Source organism: Streptomyces sp. NBC_00234 (assembly GCF_036195325.1).
Taxonomy (GTDB): domain Bacteria; phylum Actinomycetota; class Actinomycetes; order Streptomycetales; family Streptomycetaceae; genus Streptomyces.
Map to the genome: position 1 here is coordinate 5,633,433 of NZ_CP108101.1, position 11,351 is coordinate 5,644,783.

Here is an 11,351-nt window from a genome sequence, read left to right on the forward strand (position 1 = left end):
CCCCCTGGCTACGGTCGGTTCCGCCCAGATCACCCTTCGTAGGAAGCTACTAGGACGAACCGGGGCCCTGCGGGCGCGGTCACTGGCCCTCCGGAACCCACCGGTAGTGGAGCTCCGGGCGCCCCACCTGCCCGTAGTGCGGTCTGCGCGCCGCGCGGCCCACGGTCACCAGATGCTCCAGATAGCGGCGCGCGGTGATCCGCGACATCCCCAGCTCCTCACCGGCCGCAGCCGCCGTCAGCCCCTCCCCGGCGGCCCGCAGGGCCCGGGTCACCGCCTCCAGGGTCGGCCCGCTCAGCCCCTTGGGGAGCGCCGACGGATGGCTGACCCGCAGGGCCCCGAGAGCCCGGTCCACCTCCTCCTGGCCGCTCGCCTCGCCCGCCGCCGCGTGGAACTCCGCGTACCGCACCAGCCGGTCCCGGAGGGTGGGGTACGTGAACGGCTTCAGCACGTACTGGACGACACCGAGCGACACCCCTTCCCGCACCACCGCCAGATCGCGCGCCGACGTCACGGCGATGACATCGGCCGCGTGGCCGGCGGCGCGCAGCGAGCGCAGCAGCTGAAGGCCGTGTCCGTCCGGCAGATACAGGTCCAGGAGCAGCAGATCCACCGGGGTGCGGTCCAGTGCCCGTACCGCCTCCGCCCGTGAGTGCGCCACGGCCGCCACCTCGAAGCCCGGCACCCGGCCCACGTACAGCTGATGGGCGTCCGCCGCCACCGGGTCGTCCTCGACGACCAGGACCCGGATCATGCGGTGACCTCCTTGCCCGTACGGTCCCGGAGCGGCAGCCGCACCGTGAACTCGGCGCCGCCGTCCGCGGCCCGGGCCAGGGCGATCGTCCCGCCGTTGCGGTGCGCGGCCTGCCGTACGAGCGCGAGACCGAGCCCGCGCCCGGCGCCGTGCGTCGACCAGCCGCGCCGGAAGACCTCGTCGGCGTCGTCGGGGCCGATGCCCGCCCCGGTGTCCGCGACCCGCAGCAGCAGTTCGCCGTCCCCGGCGAGCGCGGTCACCGTGACGCGGGCCCGCGAGCCGGTGCGCGGCGACGGGACGGTCACCGCGCCGGGGGCGGCGCCCACCACGCCCGGCCCGTCCGTCGCCGCCTCCGACGCCGCGTCGACCGCGTTGTCGATCAGATTGCCGAGGATGGTCACCAGATCGCGCTGCGCCAGCGTGGCGGGCAGCGCCCCGTCGTCGATCAGGCTGCTGTCCGCGAGCACCAGCTCGACGCCCCGCTCGTTCGCCTGCGCCGCCTTGCCGAGCAGCAGCGCCGCCAGCACCGGTTCGGCGACCGCGCCCACGACCCGGTCGGTGAGCACCTGGGCCAGCTCCAGTTCCGCCGTCGCGAAGTCCACCGCCTCGTCGACGCGGCCCAGTTCGATCAGGGACACCACGGTGTGCAGCCGGTTCGCCGCCTCGTGGGCCTGGGAGCGCAGTGCCTGGGTGAAGCCGCGCTCGGAGTCCAACTCGCCCGACAGCGCCTGGAGTTCGGTGTGGTCCCGCAGGGTCACCACGGTGCCTCGCCGCTCCCCGCCCACCACCGGGCGGGTGTTGACGACGATCACCCGGTCCGCCGCCAGATGGACCTCGTCGACCCGGGGCTCCGAGGCCAGCAGCGCGCCTGTCAGGGGCGCGGGCAGCGCCAGCTCGTCGACGGTCCGGCCGACCGCGCCCGGCTCCAGGCCGAGCAGCTCCCGGCCCGCGTCGTTGATCAGCGCGATCCTGCGCCGCCCGTCGAGCATCAGCAGGCCCTCGCGGAGCGCGTGCAGCGTGGCCTCGTGGTAGTCGTGCATCCGGCTCAGCTCACCCGCGTTCATGCCGTGCGTGTGGCGCCGGAGCCGGGCGTTGATCACATACGTACCGAGTCCGCCGAGCGCCAGCGCCCCGCCCGCGGCGAGCCCCAGCGCACCCAGTTGCTCGCGCACCTGGGTGGAGACCCGCTCGACGGTGATGCCCGCACTGACGAGCCCGGTGATCCGGCCGCCGTCCAGGACCGGCGTCACGACCCGTATCGAGGGCCCGAGCGTCCCGGTGTACGTCTCGGTGAACGTCTCTCCGCGCAGCGCCTGGGCGGTGTGCCCGAGGAAGGTCTCGCCGATCCGCCCGGTGTCCGGATGCGTCCAGCGCACCCGCTGCGGACTCATGATCGTGACGAAGGCGATCCCGGTGTCCCTGCGGACCTGTTCCGCGTACGGCTGGAGCACGGCCGAGGGGTCCGGGGTGCGGATCGCCTCCCGTACGGAGGGGGAACCGGCCACCGCCACCGCCGCGGCCCGCACCTGCCGGGTGGCGGTCTCCTCCGCCTGCGCGCTCCCGGAGGCGTACGCGAAGAAGGCGCACCCGGCGACCACGGCGGCCACCAGCACGACCTGCATGGCGAAGAGCTGGCCGGCCAGGCTGCGGGGGCGGGTACGGGGGAGGCGCATGCCGCCCAGTCTGCCTGGCCCGGTCCGCCGGACGGCAGGTGGCTTGAACCCGACCGTGAACGATATGAACGCAAGGGTGACGGGGGTCACAGGGAGATAGATAGTCGCCGAGGCCCCCAGGGACGGGGGAGCGACCGCGACATCAGCCGAGGAGGCCCCCGTGGCAGCTGCAGCCGCAAGGCGGGACCGGACCCATTATCTCTACCTGGCCGTGATCGGAGCCGTGGTTCTCGGCATTCTCGTGGGCTTCGTGGCCCCCGGGGTGGCCGTGGAGCTCAAGCCCATCGGTACGGGCTTCGTGAACCTGATCAAGATGATGATCTCGCCGATCATCTTCTGCACGATCGTGCTGGGCGTCGGCTCGGTACGCAAGGCCGCCAAGGTCGGCGCCGTCGGCGGGCTCGCCCTCGGCTACTTCCTGGTGATGTCGACGGTCGCCCTGGCCATCGGCCTGATCGTCGGCAACATCCTGGAGCCCGGCTCCGGTCTGCACATCACCGAGGCGGCCCGCGCCGCCGGTGAGGCGCAGGCGGAGGGCGCCGGCGAGACGACCGCCGACTTCCTGCTCGGCATCATCCCGACCACCATGGTCTCCGCCTTCACCGGCGGCGAGGTGCTCCAGACGCTGCTGATCGCGCTGCTCGCGGGCTTCGCGCTCCAGGCGATGGGCGCGGCCGGCGAGCCGGTCCTGCGCGGCATCGGCCACATCCAGCGGCTGGTCTTCCGTATCCTCGCCATGATCATGTGGGCCGCTCCGGTCGGCGCGTTCGGCGCGATGGCCGCGGTGGTCGGCGAGACCGGCCTGGACGCGCTGAAGTCCCTGGCGATCATCATGATCGGCTTCTACGTCACGTGTGCGCTGTTCGTCTTCGTTGTGCTCGGCACGATCCTGCGGCTCGTCGCCGGGGTCAATCTGCTGTCGCTCCTGAAGTACCTGGGCCGCGAGTTCCTGCTGATCCTGTCCACCTCCTCCTCGGAGTCGGCCCTGCCCCGGCTCATCGCGAAGATGGAGCACCTGGGCATCAGCAAGCCCGTCGTCGGCATCACCGTGCCGACCGGCTACTCCTTCAACCTCGACGGCACCGCGATCTACCTCACGATGTCCTCGCTCTTCATCGCCAACGCCATGGGCGACCCGCTGACGGCGAGCGAGCAGATCTCGCTCCTGGTCTTCATGGTGATCGCCTCGAAGGGCGCGGCGGGCGTCACCGGCGCCGGCCTCGCCACCCTCGCGGGCGGCCTCCAGTCGCACCGCCCCGAACTGGTCGACGGCGTCGGCCTGATCGTCGGCATCGACCGGTTCATGAGCGAGGCCCGCGCCCTGACGAACTTCGCGGGCAACGCGGTCGCCACGGTCCTGGTCGGCACCTGGACCAAGGAGATCGACAAGGAGCGCGTCGGTGAAGTCCTCGCCGGCCGGGTCCCGTTCGACGAGAAGACCCTGACGGACGACGTTCCGGTGGAGAGCGCGATCCCCGAGCCCCGCGAGGGCGGCGAGGTGCCCGCGAAGGTCTGAGATCAAGGAGCGCCGCCGGATCATGCTTCCGCGGCCGGTGCGGGAACCCCCGTACCGGCCGCGTCCGCGTTCCGGGACCTCAGCGCCCCCGCCTCAGCCGGTCCACCAGCCGCCGCGGAGCCCGGCGACCGCGGCGGCGAGGGCGCGACCGGAGCGAACGCCCGCCGTCCGCCGCCTGCCCGGCCGCGCGCTCCGCGCGCCCCTTCCAGTGCCCGTCCGGCGCCGGCAGCGGATCCTTGCGCCGGGCCTGCGCCTGGATCTCGTGGTGCGACTCGTGCGCCGTCGCGCGGAACGCCTCGTCGTACGAGGCCAGTGCCGCGCTGATCCCGGCACCGGCCGTACCGCGCCGTCGCACATGGACGGCCAGCCAGGTGAGGCAGCCCAGCACCGCGGCCAGGGCGCCGGCGAGCACGAGGAGCGGCAGCAACGCGTTCATGGAGGCGAGCGTACGCACCCACACCTTGCCTTGACGTCCGCGTCAAGGATTACGGTCGGGACATGCGAATCGGGGAGCTGGCAGAACGGGCCGGAACGACCACGCGGACTCTGCGCTACTACGAGTCACGCGGGCTGCTGCACGCACGGCGGGCGGTGAACGGCTACCGCACGTACGACGAGGACGATCTGCGGATGATCCAGCAGATCCGGACCCTCCAGGACTTCGGTTTCGACCTGGAGGAGACCCGCCCGTTCGTCGAGTGCCTGCGCGCGGGTCATCCGGCCGGCGACGCATGCCCCGCCTCCCTCGCCGTCTACCGCCGCAAACTCGGTGAACTCGACACGCTCATCGAGCAGTTGCAGACGGTCAGGGCGGAAGTGGGCGCACAGCTGGCCCGCGCCGAGCTGGAGGCGTCGGCCGACCTGCCAGGCGGACCCGAACCACGTTGCGAACTGGGAGGATGACGAATGATTCACGCAGAAGGTGTTCTTGAGGTCACCGACGCGACCTTCGACGAGGAGGTCCTGGGAGCGGGCCTCCCGGTCCTGGTGGAGTTCACCGCCGACTGGTGCGGCCCCTGCCGCCAGCTCGCCCCGGTGCTCAGCGCCGTGGCGTCGGAGGAGAGCGGCCGGCTCAAGGTCGTCCAGCTCGACGTGGACGCCAACCCGGGCATCACCTCGCGGTACGCGGTGCTGTCGATGCCGACCCTGATGGTCTTCCACGCGGGCGAACCGGTGAAGTCGATGGTGGGCGCCCGCCCCAAGCGCAAGCTCCTCCAGGAACTGGAGGACGTGTTCACGACGGCGTGAGCCGGCTGGTGGGGCGCAGCGCCGCTTCCCCGAGGCGGCGATCACGGCGGCCGGGGTGGTGAGCCGCGCGATCGTCGTCGTGGCCGGGAACGCGCCGGCGGCAGCGGGGGACCGGCCCGGATCAGTCGTTGCCGCCTCCGCAGCCGCCCCCGGAGCCGCAGCCGTGGTGGTGGCCGCCCGTGCTGTCCGGGGTCTGGTCGGAGTGCCTGTCCTCCTCCCGCTCCAGCGCCTTGCCCATCTTCCTCAGCTGCCGTCCGATCGACGGCAGGCCGCCGGGACCACCGCGCCGCCGGGAGCCTCCGGGGGTGTCCGGGAGCCCGCTGTGCCCGTCGAGGACGACGGCTCCGAGCTCCCCGCCGGCCCAGGGTGCGGTCCGGCGGGCCGTTGCGAGACGGCGGCGGCCCGCCGGGGTGCGGAGGCTGCGGGCCGGGCACAGCACGCGCACGAGCAGGGCGGTGCCGCCCAGGAGGAGCAGGGCGCGCAGGTGCGGGGCGGCCCGGACCTCCGTGGCCACGGTGAGCGCGGCCGTCGCGCACACGGCCGCGGTCAGCAGATGCGCCGCGGCCCGTCGGGCCCCCGTCCGCCGCGGGCGGGGCGCCAGCCCGTACGCGACGAGCCGGTCGCCGACCTCCCGCACGGCGTCGCTCCGCGCGCCCCGTGCCCGCAGCCGGGCCGGGGAGCCGCCGCCGGCGGCGTGCCACGCCTCGACGAGCGCGCGCTCCACGGGGGCTCCGGTGTCCGGGCGCGGCGGGCCGAGCCGCAGCCGGCCGGCTGCGCCGGCGGTGAAGCGCGAGTCCGCGCCCCACAGGGTGTACAGCGCCGCCTCCACCACCCGCTGCGGGCCGCCCGCCAGATACGCCAGCTCGTAGGGGCCGAGCGCCGGATGGCGGGCGCGCCACGGGCGGCGGCCGGAGAGCGCGAGCGAGCCGGCGCAGGCGGTCAGCGTGACCACCACGTCGATACGGATGAGAACGGTCCACATGGCATCCCCCGGTGTCTGTCTGCGAGGGGTATCTCCGGATGCGGGCCCGCGAAGCGCAACAGGGCATATTTCAGAGCTTGTTCAGAGGTTCAGGACCCACAGGGAGGCGTCCTTGCTTACCTCGCGGGGGGTATCTGACAAATAAGTGTGTTCTTGGCGGGGGCCGTTGCCGCGATGACCATGGTGTCCATGACGACGCACACGAACAGTTCCGCCACTCCTGTCACGGTCATCGGTCTCGGAGCGATGGGGCAGGCCCTTGCCGGGGCCTTCCTGGACGCCGGCCATCCCCTCACTGTCTGGAACCGTTCCGCGGGCCGGGACGACGCACTCGTCGCCCGTGGCGCGCACCGCGCCGGGTCGGCCGAAGAGGCCGTCCGGGCCGCCGGTCTCGTCGTGGTCTGCGTGGTCGACTACGACGCCGCGCAGAAGATCCTGGATCCGCTGGCGGAAGCCCTGGCCGGGCGGGTCCTGGTCAACCTCACCTCCGACACCCCGGAGCGCGCCCGGGACGCGGCTGCCTGGGCCGCGTCCCACTCCGTCGACTACCTCGACGGCGCGATCATGGTGCCAGTCCCCGTCATCGGCGGACCGGAGGCGCTGATCTTCTACGCCGGGGCCCGGGCGGCGTACGAGCGCCACGAGTCCGTCCTCAAGGCACTCGGCACGCCCGCCGCCTTCCTCGGCGAGGACCACGGGCTGGCCGCCGCCTACGACATGGCGATGCTCGACTTCTTCTACGGCGCCATGGGCGGCCTGGTGCACGCCTTCGCGCTGGCCCGCGCCGAGGGGGTGGAGGCCGCGGCACTCGCGCCGTACCTGAACACGATCGCCGGCATCCTGCCGCCGATCGCGGCGTCCACGGCCGCGGACATCGACTCCCGGACGTACGACGGGGCGGGCGCCAACCTCGCCATGATGACCGCGAGCCTCGACCACATCCTGCACACCGCGCACCGGCACGGCCTGGACGCGGCCCAGCTGGAGGCGGTGAAGGCGGTCTCCGACCGGGCGATCGCGCGGGGCCACGGCCGTGACTCCTGGGCGAGCACGGTCGAGGCCCTGGGCGGCGCGTGAAGGGGCCCGCACCGGCGGACGCGGTGCGGGCCCCCTCTCCGGGTGCGGGACCGGACGGTCAGGCCGGCCGGAAGTACACCGTGGCCAGCGGCGGCAGGGTCAGGAGCACACTGGACTGCCTGCCGTGCGAGGCCACGGCCTCCGGCTTCAGCGGCTCCTCGTTGCGTACGTCGCCGCCGCCGTAGCGGGCCGAGTCGGTGTTCAGGACCTCGACCCAGCTCTCGAAGCCCTCCGGTACGCCGATGCGGTAGTCGTGGCGCACCACCGGCGAGAAGTGCGAGATCGCCAGCAGCGGCGAACCGTCGGCGTCGTAGCGGAGAAACGCGAACACGTTGTCCTCGGAGGCGTCCCCGTCGACCCAGACGAACCCCTCCGGCACGGTGTCGCGCTGCCAGAGCGCGGGCACGGCCCCGTACACCGCGTTGAGATCACTCACCAGCGTGCGTACGCCGCGGTGGTCGGCCGACGCCTCGTACGAGGGGTCGAGCAGCCACCAGTCCGGGCCGTGCCCCTCGGACCACTCCGCACCCTGGGCGAACTCCTGCCCCATGAACAGGAGTTGCTTGCCGGGGTGGGCCCACATGAAGCCGAGGTAGGCGCGGTGGTTGGCGCGCTGCTGCCACCAGTCACCCGGCATCTTGCTGACCAGGGCCTGCTTCCCGTGCACGACCTCGTCGTGCGAGATCGGCAGGACGTAGTTCTCGCTGTACGCGTACACCATCGAGAAGGTCATCTCGTGGTGGTGGTACTTGCGGTGCACCGGCTCCTTCGACACGTAGTCGAGCGAGTCGTGCATCCAGCCCATGTTCCACTTCAGCCCGAAGCCCAGCCCGCCGAAGCCGCCGGGGCCGACGTGGTGGGTGGCGCGCGTGACGCCGTCCCAGGCCGTGGACTCCTCGGCGATCGTGACGACGCCGGGGTTGCGCCGGTAGACGGTCGCGTTCATCTCCTGGAGGAAGGCGACGGCGTCCAGGTTCTCCCGGCCGCCCCGCTCGTTCGGCGACCAGCCGCCGTCCTCGCGGGAGTAGTCGAGGTAGAGCATCGAGGCCACGGCGTCGACGCGCAGGCCGTCGATGTGGAACTCCTCGCACCAGTACGTGGCGTTGGAGACCAGGAAGTTGCGGACCTCCTTGCGGCCGAAGTCGAATTCGAGCGTGCCCCAGTCGGGGTGCGCGGCCCGGTTCGGGTCCGAGTGCTCGTACAGCGGACGGCCGTCGAACTCCGCGAGTGCCCAGTCGTCGCGCGGGAAGTGCGCCGGTACCCAGTCGGCGATGACCCCGATGCCCGCCCGGTGCAGGGAGTCGACGAGGTGACGGAAGTCGTCCGGGCCTCCCATGCGCGAGGTCGGGGCGTAGAAGCCCGTGACCTGGTAGCCCCAGGAGCCGCCGAAGGGGTGCTCGGAGACCGGCATCAGCTCGACGTGCGTGAAGCCCAGATCGCGCACGTAGGCCGGCAGCTGGGTGGCCAGCTGGCGGTACGTCAGGCCCGGTCGCCAGGACGGCAGATGGACCTCGTAGACCGAGAACGGGGCCTCGTGGACCGGGCGGTCGCCCCGGTGCGCCATCCAGTCCGCGTCCTGCCACTCGTAGTGCGAGGCCGTGACCACCGAGGCATTGGCGGGAGGCACCTCCGCCTGCCGGGCCATCGGGTCGGCGCGCAGGGTGTGCGAGCCGTCGGGGCGGCAGATGTCGAACTTGTACAGCGTGCCCTCGCCGACCGCCGGGACGAACAGCTCCCACACGCCCGAGGAGCCGAGCGAACGCATCGGGAAGCCCTTGCCGTCCCAGTAGTTGAAGTCACCCGTGACCCGCACCCCGCGGGCGTTCGGCGCCCACACGGTGAAGCGGGTACCGGTGACCCCCTGGTGCTCCATCGGCTGAGCGCCCAGAGCGGTCCACAGCTCCTCGTGCCGGCCCTCGCCGATCAGATGCAGGTCGAGATCGCCGAGCGCGGGCAGGAAGCGGTACGGGTCGTGGACCTCGATCTCGTTGTCCTCGTAGGCGACCGCGAGCTGGTACTCGGGGACGGCGGACATCGGCAGGACCCCGGAGAAGAAGCCGTCGCCGTCCTCGTGGAGTTCCGCCCGGAGACCCTTGGCGAGCACGGTCACCGACCGTGCGAAGGGGCGCAGCGCGCGGAACTCCACGCCGCCCCGGGTCTGGTGCGCGCCCAGCAGGTCGTGCGGGGCGTGGTGCTCACCGGCGAGCAGCCGGGCCCGGTCCCCGCCGTCCATGGCGACGGCGGGCAGGACGCCCTTGCTGCCGCCACCGCGCCGGGGGCGGGGCGGGGTGGCGCCGGTCCGCTTGGCCCGGGTCCGCTTGGCCGGCGGCGCGCTGGCCGCGGGGGCCGCGCTCGCGGTTGCGGCCGGTGCCGTGGGGACGGCGGGTGCGGCCGGGGCGGAGACCTCGGTGGTCACCGGCTGCTGGACGGGCGGGACCTCGATGGGGTCCGACGTTTTGCGGGACGGCTTGCGGGCGGTCACAGAGACTGCCTCCTCGGAGGGGGAGAGAAGCGGAGGGGAAGGGGGAAGAGAGGCGGGGTGGTTCAGTCGGTCGCCGTGGCCAGGCGCTGGATCGCGGCCATCGGGACCGGCAGCCAGTCGGGCCGGTTCCGTGCCTCGTACAGCACCTCGTACACCGCTTTGTCGGTCTCGTAGGCGCGCAGCAGTTCCGGTTCGCTGCGCGGATCGGAGCCCGCGGCCTGCGCGTACCCCTCGCAGTACGCGGCGCGGCAGCGCGCCGCCCACTCGGCGTTCCACGGGCGGTGCGAGCGTGCCGCGTAGTCGAAGGAGCGCAGCATGCCCGCGACGTCGCGCACCGGCGGCTGCGGACGGCGGCGTTCCGGAAGGGGCCTGGCGGGCTCCCCCTCGAAGTCGATCAGCGACCAGAAACCGTCCTCGCCGCACAGCGTCTGACCGAGATGCAGGTCGCCGTGGACCCGCTGGGCCGCCCAGCCGCTGGCCCGGTCACCGACCGCGGCGACGGCGTCGAAGGCGGCGCGCAGCCCGGACACGTACGGCACGAGGGCCGGGACCGCCTGGGCGGCGGCCTCCAGACGCTCCGTCATCCCGGCGACGAGATGCCTGGTCTGCGAGCGGCGCAGCGCGGGCGTCGGGAGCGCCGCGGCCAGCGCGATGTGCACCTCGGCGGTGGCCCGTCCCAGCGCACGGGCCTCCGGCACGAAGTCGTGGCCCGCGGCGAGTGCGCCGAGGGCGAGCTGCCAGCCGTCCCGCGCGCCGTGCAGGAACGGCTGCAGGACACCGAGCGTGACCGGCTGCGGAGTGGTGGCCTCGAACCAGGCGACCGGGGCGGGCACCCGCCCGCAGCCTTCGCGGGTGAGCGCGAGCGGCAGCTCCAGATCGGGGTTCGTGCCCGGGAAGACCCGGCGGAAGATCTTGAGGATGAAGGCGTCGCCGTAGACGAGCGAGGAGTTGGACTGCTCGGCGTCGAGCACCCGGGGAGCGAGCCCGGCGGGGATCGCGGCGGCACCCCGGTCGAAGCGGAGCGGGCCGAGGGGGCCGGGACGGCGGAACCGTTCCAGCAGAAGTTCGGCGACACGTGGGTCGTGCAGGCCCTCGTAGACGACGCGGCCGGCCAGCGGACCTTCCTGGATCCGGCCGATGAGGGCGGGGGCGAGCAGGGGCGGCAGCGTGGTCCGCACCCCGAGCAGCAGTTGATAGCAGTCGCCCGGCGCCGTCGCGGGCAGACCGGGCTGATGGGCCCTGACCAGCAGATGGAGGAGTCCGGGACCGGTGCCGGACGTACTCACCGGCAGTATCTCGGTCGCCGAGACGAGCGAGAACCGGGTGACCGGCTGCCCCTTGCCCGCGAACCAGCGCTGGCCGGGCAGCCAGGCATGGAGCAGGGGAGCGAGGGAGGGCAGGAGGTCCGGTCCGACGACAGGGCCGGCCGGTGCACTCGTCGGCACGCATCCGGACGTCTGCCCCGGTGCGCCGGTGGCGGCGCTGTCCGCCGTCACCGCCTCGGGGCTCGTCTGCGGAGGTGGCTGCGTGCTCGTTCGTGTGCTCTTCGTTTTACTCTTCGACGTGGCGACTCGAGTGGATGCAGCCTCCGACATGGCATCGCGTCCTTTCCCCGGGCA

At 73.0% G+C, this 11,351-nt stretch carries 10 protein-coding genes; 4 read left to right on the plus strand and 6 right to left on the minus strand.

Annotation, left to right across the window (positions count from 1 at the left end):
• Positions 1 to 79: 79 nt before the first annotated feature.
• Together OG230_RS24955 and OG230_RS24960 are read right to left on the minus strand one after the other, a co-directional pair.
• Positions 80 to 754 (minus strand): response regulator, encoded by a 675-nt coding sequence (locus tag OG230_RS24955; RefSeq protein WP_328905958.1) that lies wholly within the window; start codon positions 752 to 754, stop codon positions 80 to 82.
• Positions 751 to 2,427 (minus strand): sensor histidine kinase, encoded by a 1,677-nt coding sequence (locus tag OG230_RS24960; RefSeq protein ID WP_328905959.1) that lies wholly within the window; start codon positions 2,425 to 2,427, stop codon positions 751 to 753. Before OG230_RS24960 ends, OG230_RS24955 begins: the two co-directional genes overlap by 4 nt.
• A gap of 160 nt (positions 2,428 to 2,587) precedes the next feature.
• On the opposite strand from OG230_RS24960, the gene OG230_RS24965 reads away from it, so the two are divergent.
• Entirely contained in the window at positions 2,588 to 3,943 is a 1,356-nt protein-coding gene (locus OG230_RS24965) for a cation:dicarboxylate symporter family transporter (RefSeq protein ID WP_328905960.1), read from the plus strand.
• A 79-nt stretch (positions 3,944 to 4,022) separates the two neighbouring features.
• Here OG230_RS24965 and OG230_RS24970 read toward each other — a convergent pair whose 3' ends face one another.
• Positions 4,023 to 4,379 carry a hypothetical protein gene (locus tag OG230_RS24970; RefSeq protein ID WP_328905961.1) on the minus strand — a complete coding sequence of 119 codons (357 nt, stop codon included), beginning with the start codon at positions 4,377 to 4,379 and terminating at the stop codon, positions 4,023 to 4,025.
• Positions 4,380 to 4,441: 62 nt separating this feature from the next.
• Between OG230_RS24970 and OG230_RS24975 the strand changes: the two genes are divergently transcribed.
• Both OG230_RS24975 and trxA read left to right on the plus strand, forming a co-directional pair.
• A complete protein-coding gene (locus OG230_RS24975; protein WP_328905962.1) occupies positions 4,442 to 4,846 on the plus strand; it encodes a MerR family transcriptional regulator in 405 nt (134 codons plus the stop codon).
• Between the two features lie 3 nt (positions 4,847 to 4,849).
• The gene (gene trxA, locus OG230_RS24980) at positions 4,850 to 5,191 is read left to right on the plus strand and encodes a thioredoxin (RefSeq protein ID WP_328905963.1); all 342 of its coding nucleotides are present in this window, start codon (positions 4,850 to 4,852) and stop codon (positions 5,189 to 5,191) included.
• A 121-nt stretch (positions 5,192 to 5,312) separates the two neighbouring features.
• On the opposite strand, the gene OG230_RS24985 is transcribed toward trxA, so the two are convergent.
• Positions 5,313 to 6,173, minus strand: a complete 861-nt coding sequence (locus OG230_RS24985; protein WP_328905964.1) for a TIGR04222 domain-containing membrane protein — start codon at positions 6,171 to 6,173, stop codon at positions 5,313 to 5,315.
• A 174-nt stretch (positions 6,174 to 6,347) separates the two neighbouring features.
• Here OG230_RS24985 and OG230_RS24990 point away from each other — a divergent pair, with 174 nt between their 5' ends.
• Positions 6,348 to 7,250 carry an NAD(P)-dependent oxidoreductase gene (locus OG230_RS24990; protein WP_443051365.1) on the plus strand — a complete coding sequence of 301 codons (903 nt, stop codon included), beginning with the start codon at positions 6,348 to 6,350 and terminating at the stop codon, positions 7,248 to 7,250.
• 58 nt (positions 7,251 to 7,308) lie between these two features.
• Here the strand turns inward: OG230_RS24990 and glgB are convergent, their stop codons facing one another.
• Both glgB and OG230_RS25000 read right to left on the minus strand, forming a co-directional pair.
• Positions 7,309 to 9,732 (minus strand): 1,4-alpha-glucan branching enzyme, encoded by a 2,424-nt coding sequence (glgB, locus tag OG230_RS24995; RefSeq protein WP_328905966.1) that lies wholly within the window; start codon positions 9,730 to 9,732, stop codon positions 7,309 to 7,311.
• Positions 9,733 to 9,794: 62 nt separating this feature from the next.
• Positions 9,795 to 11,327: a maltokinase N-terminal cap-like domain-containing protein gene (locus OG230_RS25000; RefSeq protein WP_328905967.1), complete on the minus strand. Its 1,533-nt coding sequence runs from the start codon at positions 11,325 to 11,327 to the stop codon at positions 9,795 to 9,797.
• Between the last annotated feature and the right edge of the window lie 24 nt (positions 11,328 to 11,351).

Bases quoted from the DNA above. Each gene is read 5' to 3' on its own strand.
- OG230_RS24955 (WP_328905958.1), bottom strand. From the start codon at position 754: ATGATCCGGGTCCTGGTCGTCGAGGACGACCCGGTGGCGGCGGACGCC.
- trxA (WP_328905963.1), top strand. From the start codon at position 4,850: ATGATTCACGCAGAAGGTGTTCTTGAGGTCACCGACGCGACCTTCGAC.
- OG230_RS24960 (WP_328905959.1), bottom strand. From the start codon at position 2,427: ATGCGCCTCCCCCGTACCCGCCCCCGCAGCCTGGCCGGCCAGCTCTTC.
- OG230_RS24975 (WP_328905962.1), top strand. From the start codon at position 4,442: ATGCGAATCGGGGAGCTGGCAGAACGGGCCGGAACGACCACGCGGACT.
- OG230_RS24985 (WP_328905964.1), bottom strand. From the start codon at position 6,173: ATGTGGACCGTTCTCATCCGTATCGACGTGGTGGTCACGCTGACCGCC.
- OG230_RS24990 (WP_443051365.1), top strand. From the start codon at position 6,348: ATGACCATGGTGTCCATGACGACGCACACGAACAGTTCCGCCACTCCT.
- OG230_RS24970 (WP_328905961.1), bottom strand. From the start codon at position 4,379: ATGAACGCGTTGCTGCCGCTCCTCGTGCTCGCCGGCGCCCTGGCCGCG.
- OG230_RS25000 (WP_328905967.1), bottom strand. From the start codon at position 11,327: ATGTCGGAGGCTGCATCCACTCGAGTCGCCACGTCGAAGAGTAAAACG.